General features: G+C 72.1%; 18 protein-coding genes, 1 pseudogene and 1 riboswitch. Of the genes and pseudogenes, 9 read left to right on the forward strand and 10 right to left on the reverse strand.

The features are described from left to right. Positions 1 to 199: 199 nt before the first annotated feature. The 7 genes from proC to MTQ01_RS19590 form a co-directional block, all read right to left on the reverse strand. Positions 200 to 1,009, reverse strand: a complete 810-nt coding sequence (gene proC / locus MTQ01_RS19560; protein ID WP_247491990.1) for a pyrroline-5-carboxylate reductase — start codon at positions 1,007 to 1,009, stop codon at positions 200 to 202. Positions 1,010 to 1,092: 83 nt separating this feature from the next. Then, entirely contained in the window at positions 1,093 to 1,884 is a 792-nt protein-coding gene (locus MTQ01_RS19565) for an ABC transporter permease (protein WP_247491991.1), read from the reverse strand. Continuing rightward, positions 1,881 to 2,675, reverse strand: a complete 795-nt coding sequence (locus MTQ01_RS19570; protein ID WP_247491992.1) for an ABC transporter ATP-binding protein — start codon at positions 2,673 to 2,675, stop codon at positions 1,881 to 1,883. Before MTQ01_RS19570 ends, MTQ01_RS19565 begins: the two co-directional genes overlap by 4 nt. 97 nt (positions 2,676 to 2,772) lie before the next feature. Beyond that, entirely contained in the window at positions 2,773 to 4,821 is a 2,049-nt protein-coding gene (locus MTQ01_RS19575) for an MMPL family transporter (protein WP_247492264.1), read from the reverse strand. 402 nt (positions 4,822 to 5,223) lie between these two features. Beyond that, a complete protein-coding gene (locus MTQ01_RS19580) occupies positions 5,224 to 5,511 on the reverse strand; it encodes a hypothetical protein (protein ID WP_247491993.1) in 288 nt (95 codons plus the stop codon). Then, complete coding sequence (locus MTQ01_RS19585) at positions 5,508 to 6,062, reverse strand: ArsR/SmtB family transcription factor (protein ID WP_374207805.1); 555 nt, start codon at positions 6,060 to 6,062, stop codon at positions 5,508 to 5,510. Before MTQ01_RS19585 ends, MTQ01_RS19580 begins: the two co-directional genes overlap by 4 nt. Before the next feature lie 244 nt (positions 6,063 to 6,306). Further along, a complete protein-coding gene (locus MTQ01_RS19590) occupies positions 6,307 to 6,840 on the reverse strand; it encodes a hypothetical protein (RefSeq protein ID WP_247491995.1) in 534 nt (177 codons plus the stop codon). A gap of 199 nt (positions 6,841 to 7,039) precedes the next feature. Beyond that, positions 7,040 to 7,112, forward strand: a riboswitch (cobalamin riboswitch). A 112-nt stretch (positions 7,113 to 7,224) separates the two neighbouring features. Between MTQ01_RS19590 and MTQ01_RS19595 the strand changes: the two genes are divergently transcribed. The 4 genes from MTQ01_RS19595 to MTQ01_RS19610 all read left to right on the forward strand — a co-directional run bounded on the left by MTQ01_RS19595 (position 7,225) and on the right by MTQ01_RS19610 (position 11,413). Next, the gene (locus tag MTQ01_RS19595; protein ID WP_247491996.1) at positions 7,225 to 8,334 is read left to right on the forward strand and encodes an iron ABC transporter permease; all 1,110 of its coding nucleotides are present in this window, start codon (positions 7,225 to 7,227) and stop codon (positions 8,332 to 8,334) included. Next, complete coding sequence (locus MTQ01_RS19600; RefSeq protein WP_247491997.1) at positions 8,331 to 9,284, forward strand: ABC transporter ATP-binding protein; 954 nt, start codon at positions 8,331 to 8,333, stop codon at positions 9,282 to 9,284. Before MTQ01_RS19595 ends, MTQ01_RS19600 begins: the two co-directional genes overlap by 4 nt. A gap of 12 nt (positions 9,285 to 9,296) precedes the next feature. Further along, positions 9,297 to 10,346: an ABC transporter substrate-binding protein gene (locus MTQ01_RS19605; RefSeq protein ID WP_247491998.1), complete on the forward strand. Its 1,050-nt coding sequence runs from the start codon at positions 9,297 to 9,299 to the stop codon at positions 10,344 to 10,346. An 86-nt stretch (positions 10,347 to 10,432) separates the two neighbouring features. Continuing rightward, positions 10,433 to 11,413, forward strand: coding sequence for a folate-binding protein YgfZ (locus MTQ01_RS19610; protein ID WP_247491999.1), 981 nt, complete (start codon positions 10,433 to 10,435; stop codon positions 11,411 to 11,413). 87 nt (positions 11,414 to 11,500) lie between these two features. Here the strand turns inward: MTQ01_RS19610 and MTQ01_RS19615 are convergent, their stop codons facing one another. The 3 genes and pseudogenes from MTQ01_RS19615 to MTQ01_RS19630 all read right to left on the reverse strand — a co-directional run bounded on the left by MTQ01_RS19615 (position 11,501) and on the right by MTQ01_RS19630 (position 15,421). Then, positions 11,501 to 13,816 (reverse strand): FtsX-like permease family protein, encoded by a 2,316-nt coding sequence (locus MTQ01_RS19615; RefSeq protein ID WP_247492000.1) that lies wholly within the window; start codon positions 13,814 to 13,816, stop codon positions 11,501 to 11,503. A gap of 232 nt (positions 13,817 to 14,048) precedes the next feature. Then, a pseudogene (locus tag MTQ01_RS19625) lies at positions 14,049 to 14,723 on the reverse strand (ABC transporter ATP-binding protein); the annotation flags it as partial. Between the two features lie 191 nt (positions 14,724 to 14,914). After that, entirely contained in the window at positions 14,915 to 15,421 is a 507-nt protein-coding gene (locus MTQ01_RS19630) for a PadR family transcriptional regulator (RefSeq protein WP_247492001.1), read from the reverse strand. A gap of 286 nt (positions 15,422 to 15,707) precedes the next feature. On the opposite strand from MTQ01_RS19630, the gene MTQ01_RS19635 reads away from it, so the two are divergent. The 5 genes from MTQ01_RS19635 to MTQ01_RS19655 all read left to right on the forward strand — a co-directional run bounded on the left by MTQ01_RS19635 (position 15,708) and on the right by MTQ01_RS19655 (position 22,949). Next, positions 15,708 to 16,970: an ABC transporter substrate-binding protein gene (locus MTQ01_RS19635; protein ID WP_247492002.1), complete on the forward strand. Its 1,263-nt coding sequence runs from the start codon at positions 15,708 to 15,710 to the stop codon at positions 16,968 to 16,970. 477 nt (positions 16,971 to 17,447) lie between these two features. Continuing rightward, complete coding sequence (locus tag MTQ01_RS19640; protein ID WP_247492004.1) at positions 17,448 to 19,118, forward strand: glycoside hydrolase family 13 protein; 1,671 nt, start codon at positions 17,448 to 17,450, stop codon at positions 19,116 to 19,118. A 231-nt stretch (positions 19,119 to 19,349) separates the two neighbouring features. Next, the gene (locus tag MTQ01_RS19645; RefSeq protein ID WP_247492266.1) at positions 19,350 to 20,636 is read left to right on the forward strand and encodes an ABC transporter substrate-binding protein; all 1,287 of its coding nucleotides are present in this window, start codon (positions 19,350 to 19,352) and stop codon (positions 20,634 to 20,636) included. A 37-nt stretch (positions 20,637 to 20,673) separates the two neighbouring features. Then, positions 20,674 to 22,014, forward strand: a complete 1,341-nt coding sequence (locus tag MTQ01_RS19650) for an ABC transporter permease subunit (RefSeq protein ID WP_247492006.1) — start codon at positions 20,674 to 20,676, stop codon at positions 22,012 to 22,014. Further along, positions 22,011 to 22,949 carry a carbohydrate ABC transporter permease gene (locus tag MTQ01_RS19655; protein WP_247492008.1) on the forward strand — a complete coding sequence of 313 codons (939 nt, stop codon included), beginning with the start codon at positions 22,011 to 22,013 and terminating at the stop codon, positions 22,947 to 22,949. Before MTQ01_RS19650 ends, MTQ01_RS19655 begins: the two co-directional genes overlap by 4 nt. The last annotated feature ends 72 nt before the right edge of the window (positions 22,950 to 23,021 follow it).

Genomic DNA, 23,021 nt, shown 5'->3' on the forward strand with positions numbered 1-23,021 from the left:
TTCGGACACACCAGAACAGGCATACCGAACAGAGCCTCGAAAGAGGAACTGCTGCAAGAGGTGACGCCACCGGAGAGGTGGCAGAAGCGCCGCACACAAAACCGCGCAGGTCCGTGGCAACTCGGAGGACACTACACGAGGCCCGGACGGTCATCAAACGCGGCCCGAGAGGTCGGTCGGGCCGCTTCTCGTCCCGGTGTCAGCCCTGGCCCGAGGCGAGCTCGCGGCTGCGGTCGCGGGCGGCTTCGAGGGCTGCGATGAGGGCGGCACGCACGCCGTGGTTCTCCAGCTCACGGATGGCGTTGATCGTCGTTCCCGCGGGAGAGGTGACGTTCTCCCGGAGGGTGACCGGGTGTTCGCCGCTGTCGCGCAGCATCACCGCGGCACCGATCGCCGCCTGGACGATCAGGTCGTGCGCCTTGTCGCGGGGCAGCCCGAGGAGGATGCCCGCATCGGTCATCGCCTCGACGAGGAAGTAGAAGTACGCGGGACCGGATCCGGAGAGCGCGGTCGTGGCGTCCTGCTGGGACTCCGGTACGCGGAGCGACTTGCCGACGCCGTTGAAGATCTCCTCGGCGTGCGCCAGGTGGGTCTCGGTGGCGTGCGTCCCGGCGGAGATGACGGACATCGCCTCGTCGACGAGCGCGGGGGTGTTCGTCATGACGCGGATGACGGGGGTGCCGGGCGCGAGCCGTTCCTCGAAGAACGTGGTGGGGATGCCGGCCGCACCGCTGATGATCAGTTTGTCGGCGGGTGTGTGCGGGGCGAGCTGGTCGAGGAGGGCACCCATGTCCTGCGGTTTGACCGTGAGGATGAGGATGTCGGCCTGCTGTGCCGCCTCGGCGTTGCCGACCGCCGCCACTCCGTGGCGTCTGCTGAGCTCGGCGGCGCGCTCCGGGCGGCGCGCGGTGACCATCAGGTCGTCTGTGGAGCGGCCACCGCGGATCATTCCGCTGAGCAGCGCCTCGCCGATCTTTCCGGTGCCGAGCACGGCGACTTTCTGAGCCATGGCCCCATCCTGGCAGGTGTCCCGGGCGCGGAGGGGGCGTGTCCGGTGCGTGGTACACCCGGCGGGGCAGGGGCCGCGGGGTGTCAGGTCGTGCGGCGCCGGAGCGTCGCGGCGCCGACGACCAGGACGAGCAGTGCGCTGCCGGCGACGACGAGGGCGTCGCGGACGAAGTCGCCGGTGACGTCCGGGTGGTGCAGCACTTCGGTCATCCCGTCGACCGCGTACGACATCGGCAGTGCGTGGGAGACGGCCTCCAGCACGGGCTGCATGGAGTCGCGCGGTGCGAAGAGGCCGCAGAGCAGCAGCTGCGGGAAGATCACCGCCGGCATGAACTGCACCGCCTGGAACTCGGAGGTGGCGAAGGCGGAGACGAAGAGCCCGAGCGCGGTGCCGAGGAGGGCGTCGAGCAGGGCGATGAGCAGCAGCAGCCAGGGGGATCCGGCGAAGTCGAGGTCCAGCGCCCAGACGGCGACGCCGGTGGCCAGCGACGCCTGTACGACGGCGAGCACACCGAAGGCGAGCGCGTACCCGAGGACGAGGTCGGCCTTGCCCAGCGGCATGGCGAGCAGTCGCTCCAGGGTGCCGGTGGTGCGTTCGCGCAGGGTCGCGATCGAGGTGACCAGGAACATCGTGATCATCGGGAAGATGCCGAGCAGTGAGGCGCCGATGGAGTCGAAGGACCGGCGGTCGGCGTCGAAGACGTAGTAGAGGAGCACCAGCAGCAGTACGGGGAGCAGCAGCAGGAGCGCGATCGTGCGGCGGTCGTGGCTGAGCTGGCGCAGCACGCGGCGGGCTGTCGCGAGAGTGCGGTGCGGGCCGATCGCGCGGGTGGCGGGCTCGGCGGTGCGGTTCGGGGTGCGGGTTCGGGTGCTCATGGTGTGGTTCGGCCTTTCTGGCCGGTGTGCGCGGGCCGTGGTTCGTCGGCTGCGCGGTCCCGGTCGACGAGGTGGAGGAAGGCCGATTCGACGGTGCCCTCGGCGGTGGTGCGGCGCAGCGCCTCGGGGGTGTCCTCGGCGAGGAGTCGGCCGGCGCGCATCAGCAGAAGGCGTTCGCAGCGGTCGGCCTCGTCCATGACGTGGCTGGAGATGAGCAGGGTGGTGCCGCGCTCTTCGGCGAGGCGGTGGAAGAGCTGCCAGAGGTCTCGGCGGAGCACGGGGTCGAGGCCGACGGTCGGCTCGTCGAGCACCAGGAGTTCGGGGGTGCCGAGGAGTGCCACGGCCAGGGAGACGCGGGAGCGCTGGCCGCCGGACATCCGGCCCGTGAGGGAGTCGGCGTGGCCGGTGAGGTCGACGTCGTCGAGTGCGGCTTCGACCTGTCGGCCGCGTTCGGCGCCGGGGATGCCGAGCACGGCGGCGAAGTAGTCGAGGTTCTGGCGCGCGGTGAGGTCGGCGTAGACGGAGGGTGCCTGGGTGACGTAGCCGAGCCGGGGCCGCAGGTCGGCGCTGCCGGCGGGTCGGCCGAGGACTTCCAGGGTGCCGGTGACCTTGGCCTGGGTGCCTGCAATGGCCCGCATCAGTGTGGTCTTGCCGCAGCCGCTCGGGCCGAGGAGTCCGGTGACGGAGCCGCGGGGGACGGTGAACGCGAGGTCGGTGAGCACCTGCCGGCCGCCGCGCACGACGTGGAGTCCGTCGGCGCGGACGGCGGGAGGAGGATGGTTATTCATCATGTGATGAATACTCCTCCGGCGGTGGTTCCGCGTCAAGTGCGGACACGCCTGTGCCCGGCTCCGCGTCGCGGGCCGGGCACAGGCGGGGCTGGTGGGATCAGACGCGTTCGGGGTGGTGGCGGGGGAAGCCGTCCGGCGCGTACTCGGACACGGGCTCGGACGCGGACTCGGCGGTGCGGCGAGGGCGGGAGAGCCGACCGGGCCACCAGGTGCGGTCGCCCAGGTCCAGGGCCAGCGCCGGGACCATGACCGTGCGCACCAGGAAGGTGTCCAGCAGGACGCCGACCCCGGCCAGCACACCGAGCTGGGCCATCGTCACCAGCGGCATCGAGCCGATCACCGCGAACGTGGCGGCCAGCACGATGCCGGCGCTGGTGATCACACCGCCGGTGGAGACCAGTCCGTTGCGCACACCTCGTTCGTGGCCGTGGAGCGCGGCCTCCTCCCGCACCCGGGTCATCAGGAAGATCGTGTAGTCGATGCCCAGCGCGGTGAGGAAGACGAAACCCATCAGGGGGATGGACCAGTCGATGCCCGCGAAGCCGAGAACGTGGACGAAGAGGAAGTACGAGGCACCGAGGGCCGCGAGGTTGGAGGCCACCGTGCAGGCCAGCAGCAGTACGGGCGCCACCAGCGAGCGCAGCAGCCAGATCAGCACGCCGAGCACGACCAGCAGCACCACCGGGATGACGACCACCAGGTCGCGGGCGGCCGCCCGCTGGGTGTCGACGGTCTCGGCCGTCACACCGCCGACCAGCGCGTCCGCGCCGTCCACCGCGTGCACGGCGGTGCGCAGTTCGGCGACGGTCTCCTTGGCGGCCTCGCTGTCCGGGGCGTCCTCCAGCACGACGTCCAGCGAGACGAGCGCACCGTCGGCGGTCCGGCGGCTGCCGGAGACCTCGTCGACTCCGTCCACCCGCTCGACGGCGGAGGTCACCGCGCCTTCGGCGTCCGCCCGCGCGACCACGACGGCGGGGTCGGAGGCGCCCGAGGCGTAGTGCGCGGAGACCCGCTCCTGGGCCACGACCGATTCGGGCTCGGTCTGGAACTGCTCGGACTGGTTCAGGCCGAAGGACATTCCGACCGCGCCGAGCGCCAGCACGGCGGTGAGGCCGACCGAGAGCAGCCACGACCTGCGCGGACGCGCCGCCACCAGATCCGCGATCCGCGCCCAGCCGGACCGACCGCCCCGAACCGGCGCGCCGCAGCGCGGGATCAGCGGCCAGAAGACCCACCGTCCGGCGACGACCAGCAGCGCGGGCAGCACCGTCACCAGTGCGAGGAACGCGCAGGCGGCGCCGACCGCGGCGACCAGGCCGAGCGACCGGGAGGAGTTGATGTCCGCCAGCGCCAGAGCGCACATCCCGGCGGCGATGGTGCCGACGGAGGCCAGCAGCGCGGGGAGGCAGCGGTGCAGGGCGAGTTGCATCGCCTCGTGGCGGTCCTCGTGCCGATGCAGCTCCTCGCGGTAGCGGGCGATGAGCAGCAGCGCGTAGTCCGTGCCGATGCCGAAGACGAGCACCATGAGGATGCCCGCGGACTGCGGGTCGACCGGCAGCCCTCCGTAGCGGGCGAGCAGATATGTGCCGACCTGGGTCAGCACCGCGGCGAAGGCGACCGCCACGAGCGGGACCAGCCACAGGACCGGGCTGCGGTAGATGAGCAGGAGCAGCAGCGTGACGACGAGGGCGGAGGCCGCCATGAGCGTGCCGTCGATGTCGTCGAAGACGGCGACGGAGTCCTGCAGGGAGCCGGCCGGCCCGCCGATGTGGGCCTCCACCCCCGGCGGGGCGTTGGCGGCGGCGATCTCGCGGATCTCGTCGAGCGCGCCGAAGGGGTCGTCGTCGTAGGAGAGCGGTACGACCGTCATCTGCGCCTCGCCGTCGCGGGACTGCGCGGGAGGTGCGATCCGCTGACCGGTTGCGGCGTACTCCTGGAAGGCGCGACGGTCGGCGGCGGCCTTGGCCCGGCGCTCGTCGCTCTCGCCCCCGGTGTAGACGACCAGCGCCGGGATCAGCTCGCCCTCGCTGCGGAACTTCTCCAACTCCGTGTTGACGGCGGCGGATTCGGAGGAGCGCGGGAGGAAGGCGTTGGAGCCGGCGTCCTGCACCTCGCCGAGCTTGCCGGCCAGCGGGCCGAGCGCCATCACCGCCAGGAGCCAGACGGCGAGCACGATCCACTTGCCGCGCCGACCGGCCAGGAAGGCGAGCGGGCCGGAGCGCGGTCCGGGAGGCGGCGCGGGCGGCGAGGGGTGTGCGGGGCGGGGAGGCGGCGCGGGCGGCTCATGCCGCTGGGTTCTCTTGCTCGGGGCGGCCATGGGGTGTTCTCCTTCGGGCGGGAGCGCACGCTGCCGCCGGCGGCGCCTTGTGCGCGGGGCCGGGGCAGTCGTGGCAGAGCGGTGCCCGCACCGCGGCGCACGAGGTTTGCCGACCTGGTCGCGGTGTACGGGTGTTGTGGACTTGTCAGTGCTTCCGGGTTGCCACGGCCGGGAGTTGCCGCTCCCGGCCGTGGCCGTTACGAGTGCGGTGCCGCCTTCGCGACAGCGGGTTCACTCGATCTCGCGCATCATGCGTTCCATCGAGCTGACGGACTTGCGGGTCTCCCCCAGCTCCTCCAGGAGCCGGTTCTGCATCAGCTGGTTGTCCTCCAGCAGCTGCGCGTACTTGCGGGCGAGCGCCCTGTACTCGTCCTCGCGTGCCGCGAGCATCCGGGCGCGCCAGGTCGCGGCGATCTGCCAGACGAGGACGATCATCAGGAGGAAGACTCCGCCAGTGCCGAGAGCCGCCGCCCAGACGCCGGCGGGATCGGCCGCCGCCGTCACCAGTGAGTCGTTCACAGCAGGTCCTCTTTCTCGGTGTGCTCGGTGGTTTGGGTGTGCTCGGTGTGCTCGGTGGAGCGGGTGGGTCCGGGGTGTTCGGGGTCCGGGGTGGTGGTGCGGCGACCGCGGGCCGCGGTGCGCTGCGGGTCGGGTCGGACGCCGGACGGGTCGGTGGGCCCGGAGGGCTCAGCCGATCTGCGGTCGGTGTCGTGCGTCAGGGTCGATGCCGCCCGGGCGAGGGTCTCGGGCGTCAACTCGTAGGCGAACGGCGCCACTTCGAAGTAGCGCGTCGCCTTGCCGCCGGCGGACAGCTCCAGTGAGCCGACGATCAGGCCCGCCGCCTCCAGTCGCTGGAGGTGCATGTGCAGCAGCGGTCGGCTCATCCCGATCTCGCGCGCGAGCCTGCTGACGTAGTTGCGGCCCTGGAACAGTGCGCCGATGATCCGCATCCGGTGCGGATTGGCGAGCGCGGCGAGGGCCTTCAGCAGTTCGTCACCGGTCGGGGGCCGGCCTTCGGCCATGTTCTGCTCCCCTTCGTTCTTCTTCTGTGCGTAAGAAGAAGTTGACACACCGGGGAGGGTGCGTCAAAGAAATCTGACACATCTCCGGGGCGTCTCGGGGTTGGCCCCGACAGGAACGAGGGGCGACCCGCACAAGCGCGGGAGGGACAACCCCGTGGCGGGCCGTCCGAGCGGCGGCGGCCGGGAGAGGGGATGCCCGGAAGAGGAGGCGGGCCGGGAGAGGGCCGGCCGGAAAACACCTCCGGGGTGCCGCTTGAAGCGGCACCCCGGAGGTGTTGGCTGCGATGAGCGGTCAGCGGCGCCTTCTGGCCCTCGACCCGGCCCGGAGCGCCGGATTGCCGGTACGCGTCACCCGACGCCGCTCGTACGCGCGGCGCTCGGCGTCGTACGCGGTCCGGCGCAGCTTCTCGCCGGGCGCCTCGACCAGGCTGCGCAGCGCATAGGCGAACAGGCCGCCGACGAACCCGATCATGCGCAGGCTGCGCATCGAGCTCTCCACGCTCTCGTCCCGGCCCTCGGCGGGGCTCACATAGCCGTTCCAGGACTTCACGAAGGCGATCGCGGTGCAGATCCCCACGGCCCCGATGACCAGCCAGTTCACCCAGCCCGGAGCCTCGGAGAACGCGAGGCCCTGCCAGGCGAGCAGATAGAGGCAGGCCCCCGCGAAGGTCGCGAGGAAGGCGCCGAGGCCGAGCACGATCCGGCGCGGCACGTACCCGTCGGCGCGGTCGACCCAGCGGGTGCCGTAGAAGAGGATCGGCTCCGGCTGCGGACCGTCCTTCGGCGGTCGACGGTCCTGCTGCGGCGGAGAGGTGCGTACGTCCATGCGACCGATTATCGCTCGACCCAACCTGCCCGGGAATATGTGGTGTTGGTCACGGTGCGGTTGGTCGGCGGCGGCGCGCCACCGGGCCCGGGTCGCGGACCTGCGGCGGTCCTCGGGGTACGCCGTGCCGTCGGCCGGCGGCGGGCGACCGCCCGTGGTGCCTGCGTACCGCACCGACTACGCTGCACTCGCCCCGTGGGAGAAGCCGGTCGAAGTCCGGCGCTGACCCGCAACGGTGGGCGGCGGCCGTCCCGGTCGCCGCGAGCCCGATCGCCCGCGGCGGCCCAGATGCCCTGTCAACTCGCCGCGGACTGCGAGGGGGTGCGGCCCGGCCGTGGCCCGCACCGTCGCGCACGAACCGGCCGGAGCCCAAGGCGAAACGCCATGTCCGCCACGTCCTCCACGGCCGCGCCGAGCGCCCCGCCGCCGCAGCACGAACGTCCGGCACCGGGTCGGCGCCGTGTCCCGCTGACACCGCTGCTCTGCGCGCTCGCCGTCCTGCTGCCCCTCTCCCTCGGGGCGGCGGTCTCGCTGGGCTCCTCCGAACTGGGTGCGGCGCGGGCGACGGGGTATCTGTGGGCCGGTCTGTCCGGCGGCGGCATCGCACCGGAGGAGGTCGCGGCCTACACGATCGTGTGGGAGATACGGCTGCCGAGGGCGCTGCTGGCCGCTGTGGTCGGAGCCGGCCTGGCCGCGATCGGGGTGGCGATCCAGGCGATGGTGCGCAACGCCCTCGCCGATCCGTTCGTGCTCGGCATCTCCTCCGGAGCGGCGGTCGGCGCCAACTCGGTGCTGATCTTCGGGGCGTTCGGCGCGCTGGGTGTGTGGGCGATGTCCACCGCGGCGTTCGTCGCCGCGATGCTCGCCATGGCGCTGGTCTACGCCGTCGCCGCCTCCGGGGGCCGGCTGACGCCGCTGCGGCTGGTGCTGACCGGTACGGCCATGTACTACGGCTTCTCCGCGCTCACGACCCTCATGGTCTTCCACGCCGAGCACGGCGAGGCCGCCCGCTCGGCGATGATGTGGATGCTCGGGAGCCTCGGCGGTGCCACCTGGCAGTCGCTGCCCGTGGTCGCCGCCGCGGTGCTCTTCGGCATCGGCCATCTCCTCGTCTCCGCCCGCCGGTTGAACGCGCTGGCCATGGGCGACGAGACCGCCGCGGCGCTGGGGGTGCGGGCGGAGCGGCTGCGGCGGGAGCTGTTCGTCCTCACCGCGCTGGTGGTGGGCTGCGCGGTCGCGGTGAGCGGCGCGATCGGGTTCGTCGGGCTGATGGTGCCGCACGCGGTACGGATGCTGGTCGGCGCGGACCACCGCCGGGTGCTCCTGGTCGCCCCGCTGGTCGGCGCCGTGCTGCTGGTCTGGGTCGACGCCCTCTCCCGGGTGCTGCTGGCCCCCGTCGAACTTCCCGTCGGGGTGCTCACCGCGGTGATCGGCGTCCCCTGCTTCCTGCTGCTCATGCGACGTCGCGGCTACACCTTCGGAGGCACCGGATGAGAGTCGGCATCGACGCGTTGACGGTCGAGCGCTCCGGCGCCCGTCTGGTGCACGAGGTGACGATGGAGGCCCGCAGCGGGACCGTCGTCGGCCTGGTCGGGCCGAACGGGAGCGGCAAGTCGACGCTGCTGCGCTGCGTGTACCGGGCCGACCGGCCGAGCTCCGGAGTCGTACGGCTGGACGGCGCGGACCTGGGCTCGATTCCCGAGAAGCAGGGCGCGCGGCTGGTGGCGGCGCTCCCGCAGGAGTCCGGCTCGGAGTTCGACTTCAGCGTCGAGGAGATCGTCGCGATGGGACGGATTCCGCACCAGCGGTCCGTTGCCCGGACGAGCGCGGAGGACGAGCGGTTGTGCGCGCTCGCCCTGGAGCGGGTCGGCGCTGCGGCGCTGCGCCGCCGCAGCTTTCTGACGCTGTCCGGCGGCGAGAAGCAACGGGTGCTGATCGCCCGTGCGTTGGCCCAGCGTCCCCGGGTGCTGGTGCTGGACGAGCCGACCAACCACCTCGACGTCGCCCAGCAGTTGGAGGTGCTGCACCTCGTGCGGCACTGGAGCGACGGGAACGACGGGGACCGGGCGGCCGGCCCCGACGCCGCGGAAGGCACCTCGGAAGGCGCCGGGGGCGGGGACGCGGACGGCGACAGGGCCGGCCACGGACGGCCGACGGTGCTGGCCGCGCTGCACGATCTGAACCTCGCGCTGCGGTACTGCGACGAGCTGTACGTCATCTCCGCCGGTCGCATCGCCGCGCACGGACCGCCCGCCGAGGTGCTCGACGCCGAGCTGCTGGCCGGGGTGTTCGGGGTGCGGGCGCACCGGGTCACCCACCCCGCGTCGGGCGCCGTACAGCTGCTCTTCGACCGGCTGCCCAGCCGCGCCGCGGCACCGGCGGCGAGCCTCCCGACCGCCGCCGGCCCGGTGCCCGCGTCGGAGAATCCGCTCCGTTCCCTCTGAAGGGCTCTACCCATGCGTACTTCTGCTCCCCGCGCGCTGCGGGCCGGCGCGCTGCTCGCCGCGTTCGCGGCGCTCGCCACGCTCACCGGCTGCGGCGCCGAGATCGACGAGTCCGGACGGGACGACGCCCGAGCGGGCGGCAACTACCCGGTGACGATCACCAATTGCGGTGAGCGCAAGACCTTCGACCGGGCACCGCAGCGGGTGATCACCAACGACATCGGGATCACCGAGATCATGTTCGCGCTCGGGCTGGAGGACCACATGGCCGGCTATGTGACGCCCGAGCGCAAGAGCGGCGACCGGGACGTGCCGTGGCGGGACGGGTACCGGAAGACCGAGTGGCTCTCGAAGAAGAAGGTGAACAAGGAGCTCGCCGTCGACCACCGGGCCGATCTGGTCTTCGCCGGCTGGAACTACGGCTTCAGCGAGGCGGACGGTTTCACCCCGGCCACGCTCGACAAGCTCGGCATCGACTCGTACCTCCTGACCGAGTCCTGCCGCAACGGCAGCGGAAAGGCGCGCGGGGTGATGTCGCCGCTGGAGGCGCTCTACACCGACCTGAAGACGCTCGGCGCCCTCTTCGACGTGCGGGACCGGGCGGCGAAACTGGTCGAGGACTTCCGCGAACAGGTCGCCGCGACCGAGGAACGGGCGCCGACCGGCAAGGACCGGCCACGGGTCTTCCTCTACGACGCCAACGAGGACAAGCCGTTCACCTCGGGGAAGTTCGCGGGACCGCACGACATCATCACCAGGGCCGGCGGCGACCACGTCATGAAGGATCTGGCGGACTCCTGGGTCAGCGTCGGCTGGGAGACCGTGGTCGAGCGCGATCCGGAGATCATCGTGATCAACGACTACGGCGAGGTCTCGGCCGGGCAGAAGGAGCGCTTCCTCAAGTCCTTCCCACCGCTGCGGAACGTCTCGGCGGTGCGCAACGACAGGATCTTCACCCTGGACTACGTCGATCTGGTGGAGAGCCCGCGCAACCCGCAGGCGATCACCGAGCTCGGCGCGTACATCCGGGAGACCGTGGACAGGCGCGCGGAACGCGACTGACGCCCGCCGTCCGGCGCGGCGGGCCCGCCCGACCGGTTCGGTGAGCGAGTCGACGCGGGCCGGGCGGCGGGACGTAGGCTGGACGCATGTCGTATGTGAGTCCGCTGCTTTCGCTTCCCGGCGCCGTGCCGTCCGAGGGACCCGACGAGGGTGTCGCCGCCCACTACGGCGATCTCTTCAAGGAACAGCGCGCCCTGGCCGACGGCACCGGTTTCGTCGACCTCTCCCACCGCGGTGTGCTCACCGTCAGCGGGCCGGACCGGCTGACCTGGCTGCACCTGCTGGTCACCCAGCACGTGAGTGAGTTGGAGCCGCGGCACGCGACCGAGGCGCTGGTGCTCACGGCCAACGGCCACATCGAGCACGGTCTCTCGGTCGTCGACGACGGCGAGACGGTGTGGCTGCACACCGAGCCCGGCGGGCAGCAGGCGCTGCTCGGCTATCTGGAGAGCATGAAGTTCTTCTACCGGGTGGAGACCGCCGACCGCACCGAGGACTACGCGCTGGTGCTGCTGCCGGCCGGCTCCATCGCGACGGTCCCGGACGGCGTCATGACGCGTGAGACCTCCTACGGCCGGGAGCTCTTCCTGCCCCGCGAGCAGCTGCGCGACCTCGCCGAGCGCGGCGAACACGGCCCGCCCATCGGGGCGTTGGCGCTGGAGGCGCTGCGGATCGAGGCTCACCGGCCGCGGGTCGGCATGGAGACCGACCACCGCACGATCCCGCACGAGGTGGGGCTGATCGGTTCGGCCGTGCACCTGCAGAAGGGCTGCTACCGGGGCCAGGAGACCGTCGCCCGGGTGCACAACCTGGGCAAGCCGCCGCGTCGGCTGGTCTTTCTGCACCTGGACGGCAGCGAGGTCACCCTGCCCGCCCACGGCGACCCGGTGCGGCTGGCCTCGGACGGGCCGGAGGGACGCCAGCTCGGCTTTGTCACCAGCGCCGCCCGGCACTACGAACTCGGCCCGGTCGCCATGGCGTTGGTCAAGCGCAACGTCGCCGTGGAGGCGGATCTGCTGGTCGGCGGCGGCACTGCGGCGGCGCAGGAGCCCATCGTCCAGCCCTGACCGCGCCCGCGTCCGCACCCGCGGCGCGTTCCGCGAGCGGCGCCCGCCCGGCCCCGCCGCTCAGGGCGCGAGGCCCGGCCGCACCGCTCAGGCCACCGCGCTCAGCGTGTCGGCGAGACGGCGCCTGCCCACCCGTACGGCCGGTGGCAGCGCCGCGAGCAGCGCGCCGCCGACGACCGACGAGACCACCGCGGCCAGCATCCACAGCGGTGGGCCGACGGCCAGCCCGGCGCCGATGCCGCTGGTGCGGCCCTGCATGTCGATCAGCCACTGCCCGACCACGGTGCCCAGCGCCGTACCGGCCAACGCCGCGGCGAGCGCGGTGAGTCCGACGGCGGACAGGATGACCGCCGTCACCTGACGGGGCGTCAGGCCGATGGCCTTCCAGGCCAGCAGATCGCGTTCGCGCTCCTTGATGCGGGTGGCGACCGCGGTGAGCAGCTCGGTCAGCCCGATGAGCGCGAGGACCCCGATGAGCCCGAGGAGAACGCCGCGCATCGACTGCATCCCCTCGACCGGCGCCCCCGCCTCGCGCAACTCCAGCCGGTTGTCGGAGCCGTCCGCCAGGCGTTCGCTCACCTCCGAGGGGCGGGCGCCGTCGCGCAGTTGGAGGTGGTGGGAGTCCGCGACGACGGTGGGGTCGCGCTCGCGCAGGGTGTCCAGCGAGGTGGCGATGACCCGGCCGCCGCGTTCGGGCTCGACCGTGCGGCCCACCACGTGCAGCACCTGCGGATTGCCCTCGACGGTCAACCGCACCCAGTCGCCGACCCCGAGGTCCAGCAGGTCGAGCAGCCCCTGTCCGGCCACCGCCTCGTCCGGGCCGTCCGGCGCGCGCCCCTCTGCGACCCGGAAGGGGTAGGGCTCGCGGTCCGTGCCCAGACCGCGCAGGGTCAGCGTGCTGGTCTGGCCCGGTGCGAGCGCCGCGACCTGTGCGCCGGGGTGGACGGCGAGTACGTCCGGGTCGTCGGCGAGCATCGCGGCGGCGGCCCGTTCGCCGAGATCGTCGGTGGCCCGGGCGGTCAGTGCGGTGGCGAGCAGCTCGCTGGGGCGGGTCTCGACCCGGTCGATCGTCGACCAGGCGCTGAGCGCCGCGGTGATCAGCAGCAGCGGCAGGGTCAGCCGGGCGAGGGTGGCGAACGAGCGCCCCCGGTGGTGGAAGGCGGCGCGCCAGCCGAGCACCAGCGCGGGCGGCAGTCGCATACCGAGCGCGGTGCGCGCGACCCTCGACATCCGCACGGCCGGCGGCACGGCCGCGCGCGCGGCGGGCACCGGCGGCACCCGGCCCGCACGCCAGGCGGCGAGCGAGGTGGCGGCTGCGATGAAGAGCACCGCAGCGCCCGGCACCAGCACCATCGCCGCCGTGTGTCCCGGCAGCTCCCGCCAGACCTCGACAACGTCGCCGAGCCGTCCGGGCAGGGCGGCGCCGAAGAGCTGGAGCGCCGCGACCCCCAGCACCGCGCCGAGCAGCGCGAACGCCACGTGCTGGACGAGGAAGATCCGCACCACCTGGCCCGGCGTGAAGCCGATGGCCTTCAGAATCGAGATGTCCCGGAGCTGGCCGCGGACGCGTCCGCTGATCGCGCCCGCCACCGCGACCGAGGCGGCGAGGAGCGCGCCCACCCCGAACACCGCGAGGAGCGTGCCGAGCAGCCGGTCGTCGCTCTGGGCGTCGTTGCGGGCCTGCTGCCAGTGCGAGACCTGGGTGACGCCGTCCGCGCCGAGCAGTGTGACGGCCCGCTGGACGGCGAAGTTGGTGTCGCCGGGGTCGGCCAGCCGCAGGCCGACCACCTGACCGCGCTGGTCGGTGTCGGTGGCGACACGGTCGAGGGTGGCGGGCAGCACCCAGCCCAGGCCCGGCCGTTCACCCTCCTGGTAGCGGGGTTCGGCGGTGTCGGCGATCCCGACGACGGTGAGGGTACGGGCCGTACGCCCCTGGCCGCCGAGCGTGAGGGTGTCGCCGGTCTCCGCCCACAGCGCGTCGGCGAGGCTGCTCTGGAGGACGACCCCGTCGCGCGAGGAGTCCGTCAGCCAGCGTCCCTCGGTGAGCAACGGCCGTGCGGTGCGCGGTGGTTCGGCCGTGACGCCGCGCAGCTCCACGGCTGCCCGGCCGCGCAGCTTGGCGTTGACGCGCAGCGTGCGGTACGGGCCGGCCACGGCGGTGATGCCGTCCATGCCGGTGAGCCGGTCCAGCTCCTCGGCGTCGGTGTGCGTACCGGTGTGCATCCACACATGGGCGCCGGTGGACTGGGTGAAGACCCGCTGCCAGGGGTTGGCGGCGTAGCTGAACAGCGCGGTGGCCAGCAGCAGGGCGGTGATGATGCCGGCCGTGGCGAGGACGCTGAACAGCGCCTCGCCGCGGTGCGTCCGCAGGTCGGCGTGGGCCCAGCGCAGGGTGGCGCGCATGTCACTCCTTCAGTTCCAGGAGTGAGGAGACCCCGCCGCCGTCGCCGGCCCCGCGCCCGCCGCGGCCGGGTCGCGCGCCGGCGTCGGAGCGCTCGTCGGCGTCGGGGCTCTCGTCGGCGTCGGGGTGCTCGTTGTTCTCGGGCCGCTCGTCGCCGTCGGTGGTCGGGCGGCGGCCGGGGCGGCCGGCTGCGGTGCGGGCCGTACGGTCCTCGGGGCGGACGCCCGTACGGTCCCCGGCGAGGTCGGCGTCGTCGACGACGCGTCCGTCGAAGAAGCTGACGACGCGGTCGGCCGCGGAGGCCAGCCGGGCGTCGTGGGTGACCAGGAGGATGGTCTGGCCGCGCCGGTGGAAGCGGTTGAGCAGCCGCATGACCTCGCGGGTGCCCCTGCTGTCCAGGCTGCCGGCCGGTTCGTCGGCCAGGAGCAGTGCGGGGTGGTTGACCAACGCGCGGGCGAGTGCGACGCGTTGCTGTTCGCCGCCGGACAGCTCGCCGGGCATGCTGCGGGCCCGGTCGCCCAGGCCCAGCTCCTCCAGGAGGTCGGCGCTCTCCCGGCGGGCCTTGCGCGGGGAGGTGCCGGCCAGCAGGGCGGGGAGCTCGACGTTGTCGGCGACGGTGAGGTTGGAGACGAGGTTGAAGAACTGGAAGACGATGCCTATTCGCCGCCGGCGCAGCACCGCCCAGCGCGCCTCGCTGTAGTCGTCGACGCACTCGCCGTCCAGCCAGACGCTGCCCGCGTCGGGCCGCTGGAGCCCCCCGACCAGGTGCAGCAGCGTGGACTTGCCGGCGCCGGACGGACCGGTGATCGCCACGAACTCGCCGCGGCGGACCGTCAGATCGACACCGCGCACCGCTCGGGCCGCGCCGCCCTCGCCGCGGTGGGTCTTGACCAGCCCGGTGGCCCGCACGGTCTCCTCGGACCGCGGTGCGGCCTTGGGGCCGTTGCCCTGCGCTGCGGTGTCGGTGCCGGTGTCGGTGTCGGTGTCGGCGGTCTGCCGCGTGCGGCCGGAACCCCGCGCGGGTTCGGAACCCGGCGCGGGTTCGGAGCCCCGCGCGGGTTCGGGCGTACGGGGATCGGGTGCGGGGTCGGGGGCGTCTGTCATTCCAGCTCCTCCTGGCAGCGCTCGAGCCAGTCCAGGTCCGCTTGCAGATGCAGCATCGCACCTTCGATGAGCAGCTGGGAGACGCGGTTGTCGGGATCCTCGGCGGCGGCGAGACGGGAGAGCTCGCGCATGGCGTTGAGGTACTGGCGGCGCTGTTTGTTGATCAGTGTGATCTGGTCGGCGAGGCCGGTGCTGTGGGCGAGGGCGAGCTTCATGAAGAACTCGTCGCGCACCCTCGGTTCGTGCGAGGTCTCCTCGAACCACGCCAGGGCGGCCTCCTCGCCCGCGGCGGTCAGGCGGTAGGTCTTCTTGTTGGGCCGGTTGTGCTGGCTGACCTGCTCGCCCTCGATCAGTCCGGACTTCTCCAGCCGGGAGAGCGTCACGTATATCTGGCCGACGTTGGGCTGCGGATACGCGGCGCCGAGCAGGCGCTCCAGCGCCTGCCCCAACTCGTAGCCGTGCGCGGGGCCTTTGGCCAACAGGGCGAGGAGCGCGAGTCGCACGCGTGCTCTCCCCTCTCCCCGTCTCCCCGGACCGGCCGGTCCGCTCGTCTTCCGGCGCGGCCGTCGGCGTCCGGTGCCGGGTGTCCGCGGCCCGGGCCCGGCTGCCGCTCGCGGCGGCCCCCCGGCCGGCCGCTCGGCCGTCGGCGACCGGCTCGCTGCCGGTTCGGCAGCACCGGTATCCGGCAGCGCGGGCACCGCCTAGTATCCCCCATACCTAACAGGTAACTATGGGCCAGGGCCGAAGGAACACAGCGGGGCCGGGGCTCGGGGGACGCGGGGAGGAACGATGCGCTGGCTGCACACGGCGGGCAGGGTGCTCCTCGTCTGCGCCGTACTGCTCACCGCGTACGCCGGCGCGGCGCCGCGGACCGAGGACGGCGGACGCGGCCCGATCACCCTGGTGACGGCCGGCGACCTCACCGACTACCTGGAGCTGGTCCTCGCCGACTGGAACCGCGAGCACCCCGACGAGCGGGTCACCCTGATCGAGCTGCCGGACTCGGCGGACGAGACCAGGGCGCAGATGATCACCGAACTGCGGTCCGGCAGCGACCGGTTCGACGTGCTCAACATCGATGTCGCGTGGACCTCGGAGTTCGCGGCGGCCGGCTGGATCCGGACGATGGACCGCGACCGCTTCCCCTTCGACTCCTTCCTGCCGCCCGTCGAGGACACCGCGACCTTCGCCGACCGGCTGTACGCGGTCCCCTACGTCACCAACGCCGGGCTGCTCTACTACCGCGCCGACATCCTGGAGGCGGAGGGGGTCCGGCCGCCGCGCGACTGGGCCGAGCTGGAGCGGCTCGCCCGCACCCTCGCCCCCAAGCACGAACTCGACGGCTACGCGGGCCAGTTCCTGCCGTACGAGGGGCTGGCGGTGAACGCGACGGAGGCCGTCCACTCGGCGGGCGGCTCGATCCTGGAGGACGACGGCGCGAAGGTCACCGTCGACTCGGCGGCGGCGCGCGAGGGGCTGGGCTTCCTCGCCCGCGGCGTGCGCGAGGGCTGGATCCCCCGCGCGGCACTCGACTTCAAGGAGGAGGAGTCCCGGCAGGCGTTCCAGGACGGCGAGCTGCTCTTCCTGCGGAACTGGCCGTATGTGTACGCGGGCGCCAACGCCGAGGAGTCGGCGGTCGGCGGCCGGGTCGGCACCGTGCCGCTGCCGGGCCCGGACGGGCCGGGGGCGAGCGTGCTCGGCGGCTCCAACCTCGCGGTCAGCACCCAGTCGCGGCACCCGGAATCGGCGGCGGATCTGATCGCCTTCCTGACCAGCGAGCCGGTCCAGCGGCGGGTGTTGACGCTCGGTGCGCTGCCGCCGGTGCGGGCCGGCCTCTACAGCGACCCCGAACTGGTGCGACAGTTCCCGTATCTGCCGACGCTGCGGCAGAGTGTGCTCGCGGCGGAGCCCAGACCGAAGAGCCCGCGCTACGACCAGGTGACGCTCGCCGTGCAGGCGGTGGTGAGCGACACGATGGCCGGCCGCCAGTCGCCCGACTCCGCGGTGGCCCGGCTCAACCGCGAGCTGGAAGCGATCGCCCGCCGCGGCTGAGCGTGCGACGGGCCGCCGAGGACCGCCGCGCACTCGGCGCCCGCACACGGGCGGCACCGCGGGAGGCACCGCGGGCGGGTGCGCCGCGAGCCGCGCGGCAGCGGGGCGGGTGCGCCCGGGCGCACGGCCGGTTTCGCACTCCCGGCGATGACCGGCTGCCGCAGATACCTGCACGTTAAGTACCGACGGCTGTCTTTTTCTGGCACTTTCCGGCCAACAGCCCAGCCCATGCCGTCCCGTGCATTGACACGGGGACGACACGCTTACTTAACATGCATGTACGTCATACCGACGTGTCGGTGATCACGTTTACGCCGCGGCACAGCGGCTCGTCGCCACGTCACTCCGCACACGCACCAGCGCATCGCAACGGCTCCGCGCGGCGACCCCGCCCGGTCCGGGTCGACCCGTCCGGTACGACCCGCACCGGCTTCCCGCGCCCAGCCCGTACGCAATATGTGAGAACAGGTCTCCACGATGTCCACAGCACCGGCCCCCGACGGCCTCAGCCCGCGCTCCACCGACAACTGGTGGCGCGATGCGGTGATCTACCAGGTGTACGTCCGCAGTTTTCTGGACAGTACGGGCGACGGCATCGGCGACCTCGCCGGTGTCCGCGCGGGGCTGCCTTATCTGAAGAAGCTCGGGGTGGACGGCATATGGCTGAGCCCCTTCTACCCCTCGCCGCAGCACGACCACGGCTACGACGTGGCCAACTACCGTGACGTGGACCCCATTTACGGCGACCTCGACGAGTTCGACCGCCTGATGGCCGACGCCCGGCGGATGGACGTGCGGGTGCTGCTGGACATCGTGCCGAACCACTGCTCCGGCGAACACCCCTGGTTCCAGCAGGCGTTGACGGCGGCCCCCGGCAGCGTCGAGCGCAGCCGCTTCCACTTCGCGGACGGCCGCGGCGAGTTCGGCGAGGAGCCGCCGAACAACTGGCGTGCGATGTTCGGCGGCCCGGCGTGGACCCGGCTGACCGAGCCGGACGGCACCCCCGGCCAGTGGTACCTGCACATGTTCACCCCCGAGCAGCCGGACCTGAACTGGCGGCACCCCGAGGTGCCCGAGCAGTTCGACGACATCCTGCGCTTCTGGCTCGACCGCGGTGTCGACGGCTTCCGCATCGATGTCGCCGCCGGCCTGTACAAGCACCCCGACCTGCCGGACTCCGACGACCCGGGCGCCGACGAGCGCTCCCGCGACTCGGTCAACCCGCTCGCCTGGAACCAGCCCGAGGTCCACGAGGTCTGGCGCCAGTGGCGGTCGATCTGCGAGGAGTACACCGCGCGCGACGGCCACGACCGGCTGCTGGTCGGTGAGGTGTCGGTGCCCACCGCCAAGGAGCACGCGCTCTACGTCCGCGAGGACGAGCTCCACCAGGCGTTCTTCTTCGACCTGTTGAGCGCGCCGTGGGACGCGGACGCGTTCACCAAGACCATCAGCGAGGCGATGCGCGACATCGCCGGCACCGGTTCCACCGTGACCTGGGTGCTCAACAACCACGACCAGGTGCGGACGGTCACCCGGTACGCCGGGGAGGGCGGCGCGGACAGCCCGGGCCTCGGTTCGGCCCGTGCCAGGGCGGCGGCGCTGCTGATGCTGGCGCTGCCCGGCGCCGCGTACATCTACCAGGGCGAGGAGCTCGGCCTCCCGGAGGTCGTCGACCTGCCCGACGAGGTGCTGACCGACCCGATCTTCCACCGCACCGGCAGCCGCAAGCACGTGCGGGACGGCTGCCGCGTACCGCTGCCGTGGTCCGGCCACGCCTCGCCGTTCGGCTTCAGCTCCTCCGCCGAGGCGACCCGGCCGTGGCTGCCGCAGCCCGAGTGGTTCGCCGAGCACGCCACCGACCGCGCCGTGGCCGACACCCGCTCCTTCTGGCACCTCTACCGGGACGGGCTCCAACTGCGCCGGGGCATGCCGCAGTTGGGCGAGGGCGATCTGCGCTGGCTGGAGACCGAGCCGCAGGTGCTGGCCTTCGCCCGCGGCGACGGGCTGGTCTGCGCGGTCAACTTCGGCACCGCGCCGGTCACCTCGCCGGTCGCCGGTACGCCGCTGCTCGCCTCCGGCCCCTGCCCCACGGGCGTGCTGCCCGGTTCCACCACAGCCTGGTGGCTGAGCGACGGCGACACTCCGTAGCCGCCGCACCTCCACCGCACCCCAGCACCACCCGCAACACACGCACGACAGGCAAGACACGCACGACAGGCAACACCCGCACCACACGCACTCCGTGGGTGCGCCGTGCTCGGCGCACCCACGCACCGATGGACATCCGAGGATTTCGAGAGAGGGACCACCACCATGAGACGCACGCGACGCAGCGGCACCGCGAAGGCCACCCGAATAACGGCGGCGGTCGCCGGTTCCATGGCGCTCGCCCTGGGCGCCACCGCCTGCGGCGGGGACTCCCCCGGCCCCGCGAGCAACGACGGCGAGCTGAGCGGCCAGACCGTGACGGTCTCCGCCGTGTGGACCGGCGTGGAGGCCAAGAACTTCCAGAAGGTGCTGGACGCCTTCAGCGAGGAGACCGGCGCCAAGACGCAGCTCGTCGCGTCCGGTGACAACGTCTCGACCTTCGTCGGCAGCAAGATCGAGGGCGGCCAGGCACCCGACGTGGCCATGGTCCCGCAGGTCGGCGTGGTGCAGCAGTTCGCCCAGAAGGGCTGGCTGGTCCCGCTCTCCTCCAAGGCCGAGATGGAGACCACCCGGAACTTCGCGGGTGTCTGGAAGGACTACGGCACCGTCGGCACCAAGTTCTACGGGCTGTACTTCAAGGCCGCCAACAAGTCGACCGTCTGGTACAGCCCCGACGCGCTCGACCAGGCCGGCGTGAAGCCGCCGAAGACGTACGCCGAGATGCTCAAGACCGCCGGCACCGTCTCCGACTCCGGCACTCCCGCCTTCGCGGTCGGCGGCGAGGACGGCTGGACCCTCACCGACTGGTTCGAGAACGTCTACCTCTCCCAGGCCGGCCCCGGCAAGTACGACAAGCTCGCCTCCCACGACATGCCGTGGACCGACAAGAGCGTGGTCGAGGCGCTGGAAACGCTCGGTGAGCTCTTCGGCGACAAGAACCTGCTCTACAACGGCTCGGCCGGCGCGCTGCGCACCGACTTCCCCACCTCCGTCGAGCAGGTCTTCGGCCCCGAGCCGAAGGCCGCGATGGTCTACGAGGGCGACTTCGTCGGCGGTATCGCCAAGGACCAGTTCGACCGCACGCTCGGCGAGGACGCGAAGTTCTTCCCGTTCCCGGCGGTCGGCAAGGGCGACGCCCCGGTGGTCAGCGGTGGCGACGCGGCCGTGGTGCTCAAGGACGGCAAGAACCAGAAGGCCGGGATGAAGCTCCTGGAGTACCTGGCGACCCCGGAGGCCGCGGCCATCTGGGCCGAGGCCGGCGGCTTCCTGTCCCCCAACAAGGAGCTGGACCTGGAGTCCTACAGCGACGACACCACCAGGGCCGCGGCCAAGGAGCTCGTCGACGCGGGCGACACCGTCCGCTTCGACCTGTCCGACCAGGCGCCCGCGTCGTTCGGCGGCACGAAGGGCACCGGCCTGTGGAAGCTGCTCCAGGACTTCCTCGGCGACCCGTCCGACCCGAAGGCGACCGCCGCCAAGATCGAGACCGCGGCCAAGAAGGCGTACAGCAAGAGCTGACGGCGAACACGCAGTGACCCCAAGGAGATTCAAGGGCATGTCGTCAGTCAAAGCCCCCGCGCGCGGAGCCGTCACCCCCCGGCTCCGCGCCCAGCGGCGAAAGCGTCTCGTCGCCGCCGTATTCGTGTTCCCCGCACTGCTGTTGCTGGGCGCGCTCGTGCTCTACCCGGTGATCTTCTCGATCGGTCGAAGCTTCTTCGACGCGAGCGGCGACACCTTCGTCGGTGCCGACAACTACACCGAGATGTTCCGCGACCCGGCCACGCTGAAGGCCATCCGGAACAGCACCATCTGGGTCGTCGTCGCGCCGGTGCTGCTGACCGGACTCGGGCTCGTGCTCGCCGTGCTGACCGAGAAGATCAGATGGGCGACGGCGTTCAAGCTGGTGCTCTTCCTGCCGATGGCGGTGTCCTTCCTGGCCGCCGGCATCATCTTCCGGCTGGCCTACGAGCAGGACCCCGAGCGCGGTGTGATCAACGCCGCGGTGGTCGGCGTCCACGACACCTTCAGCGAGAGCTCGCCGTACCCCAACGCCCGTTCGCGCGACGGCGAGACGCTCGTCAAGGACGGCGACGGCTACCGCAGCAAGGACACGGCCGGTCCCGGCGACACCGTCAACCTCGGCTTCGTCGGCGTACCCCCCGGCGAGATGCCGGGCGAGGCGAAGCCCGCCGCGGACGCCGCCAAGTCCACCGCCGGCCAGGACGAGCTGCGCGGCGTGGTCTGGCTCGACTTCACCCCCGGCGGCGGAGGCACGGCCGGGGAGGTCGACGCCAAGGAGAACGGGATGCCCGGGATGAAGGTCTCGGCCGTCCGCGACGGGGAGACCGTCGCCTCCACCACCACCGGCGACGACGGCGCGTACAGCTTCAGCGGGCTCGACCCCGGCTCGTACACCGTCGAGGTCCCGGCGTCGAACTTCGCGGCGCCCTACCAGGGCGTCTCCTGGCTCGGCCCCGCACTCATCACTCCGGCGATCATCGGCGCCTACCTGTGGATCTGGACCGGCTTCGCCATGGTCCTGATCGCCGCGGGCCTCGCCGCGCTCCCCAGGGAGACGCTGGAGGCGGCGCGGATGGACGGCGCCAACGAGTGGCAGATCTTCCGCAAGATCACCGTTCCGCTGCTCGCACCGGTGCTGACCGTGGTGTTCGTGACGCTGGTGATCAATGTGATGAAGGTCTTCGACCTCGTCTACATCATCGCGCCCGGACCGGTGCAGGAGGACGCCAACGTGCTTGCCACCCAGATGTGGCTGGTGTCTTTCGGCGGCGGCAACGATCAGGGCCTGGGCAGCGCGCTCGCCGTGCTGCTGCTGGTGCTGGTGGTGCCCGCGATGATCTTCAACATCCGACGCTTCCGCAGGAGCGAATCATGAGCGCCCCCGGTACGACGACGCGTCCGGCCGAGGACGGGCCCGCACCGGTCTCCACCCCCGCGCGCAGCACCCCCGAGAAGGCCCGCAAGGGCCCGGTCGACTGGCTGACGAAGCGGCTCGGCAACGGACTCGTACAGGTCTCCCTGCTGCTGGTCGGTCTGATCTGGATCACCCCGCTGGCCGGTCTGTTCTTCTCGTCGATGCGCGACGACAAGGACAACTCGGCGAGCGGCTGGTGGACTTCGCTGGTCCGTCCCGACCAGCTGTCGTTCGAGAACTACACCACCCTGCTGGAGAACAGCGGCATCACCACCGCCTTCTGGAACACGGTGATGATCTCGGTGCCGACCACCGTGCTGGTCGTGGTGATCTCGGCACTGGCCGGATACGCCTTCGCCTGGCTGGAGTTCCCCGGCCGGGACGCGATCTTCCTGATCGTGGTGGGCCTGCTGGTGGTGCCGATCCAGATCGGTCTGCTGCCGGTGGCCAAGCTCTTCGGCGAGATCGGCCTGTTCGGCACGATCCCCGGCGTGGTGCTCTTCCACGTCGCGTACGGGCTGCCGTTCGCGGTCTTCCTGCTGCGGAACTACTTCGCGCAGATCCCGCGCGAGATGCTGGAGGCCGCCCGGATGGACGGCGGCGGCGAGTGGCGGATCTTCGCCCAACTCGTCCTGCCGCTCGCCCGTCCGGCCATCGCGAGCCTGGGCATCTTCCAGTTCCTGTGGGTGTGGAACGACATGCTCGTCGCGCTGCTGTTCGCGGACAGCTCCGCACAGCCGCTGACGGTGGCGCTCCAGCAGGAGATGCGGCAGTTCGGCAGCAACATCTCGGTGCTCGCACCGGGCGCGTTCCTGTCGCTGATCGTGCCGCTGATCGTGTTCTTCGCCTTCCAGAAGCACTTTGTGCAGGGGGTGATGGCCGGATCGGTGAAGTAGACCGGTCCACAAGGGGTCCGCGACGGACCCGCAAGGGATCCGCGACGGCGGCGCCGGGGCTGTCTCTTCGAA

The sequence above is a fragment of the Streptomyces sp. XM4193 genome, assembly GCF_023072595.1.
Taxonomy (GTDB): domain Bacteria; phylum Actinomycetota; class Actinomycetes; order Streptomycetales; family Streptomycetaceae; genus Streptomyces.

Coding starts and splice junctions, on each gene's coding strand:
- MTQ01_RS19570 (WP_247491992.1), bottom strand. CDS start 2,675: ATGATGAATAACCATCCTCCTCCCGCCGTCCGCGCCGACGGACTCCAC.
- MTQ01_RS19635 (WP_247492002.1), top strand. CDS start 15,708: ATGCGCTGGCTGCACACGGCGGGCAGGGTGCTCCTCGTCTGCGCCGTA.
- MTQ01_RS19600 (WP_247491997.1), top strand. CDS start 8,331: ATGAGAGTCGGCATCGACGCGTTGACGGTCGAGCGCTCCGGCGCCCGT.
- MTQ01_RS19645 (WP_247492266.1), top strand. CDS start 19,350: ATGGCGCTCGCCCTGGGCGCCACCGCCTGCGGCGGGGACTCCCCCGGC.
- MTQ01_RS19590 (WP_247491995.1), bottom strand. CDS start 6,840: ATGGACGTACGCACCTCTCCGCCGCAGCAGGACCGTCGACCGCCGAAG.
- MTQ01_RS19595 (WP_247491996.1), top strand. CDS start 7,225: ATGTCCGCCACGTCCTCCACGGCCGCGCCGAGCGCCCCGCCGCCGCAG.
- MTQ01_RS19565 (WP_247491991.1), bottom strand. CDS start 1,884: ATGAGCACCCGAACCCGCACCCCGAACCGCACCGCCGAGCCCGCCACC.
- MTQ01_RS19575 (WP_247492264.1), bottom strand. CDS start 4,821: ATGGCGCTCGGCCCGCTGGCCGGCAAGCTCGGCGAGGTGCAGGACGCC.
- proC (WP_247491990.1), bottom strand. CDS start 1,009: ATGGCTCAGAAAGTCGCCGTGCTCGGCACCGGAAAGATCGGCGAGGCG.
- MTQ01_RS19640 (WP_247492004.1), top strand. CDS start 17,448: ATGTCCACAGCACCGGCCCCCGACGGCCTCAGCCCGCGCTCCACCGAC.
- MTQ01_RS19655 (WP_247492008.1), top strand. CDS start 22,011: ATGAGCGCCCCCGGTACGACGACGCGTCCGGCCGAGGACGGGCCCGCA.
- MTQ01_RS19615 (WP_247492000.1), bottom strand. CDS start 13,816: ATGCGCGCCACCCTGCGCTGGGCCCACGCCGACCTGCGGACGCACCGC.
- MTQ01_RS19605 (WP_247491998.1), top strand. CDS start 9,297: ATGCGTACTTCTGCTCCCCGCGCGCTGCGGGCCGGCGCGCTGCTCGCC.
- MTQ01_RS19650 (WP_247492006.1), top strand. CDS start 20,674: ATGTCGTCAGTCAAAGCCCCCGCGCGCGGAGCCGTCACCCCCCGGCTC.
- MTQ01_RS19610 (WP_247491999.1), top strand. CDS start 10,433: ATGTCGTATGTGAGTCCGCTGCTTTCGCTTCCCGGCGCCGTGCCGTCC.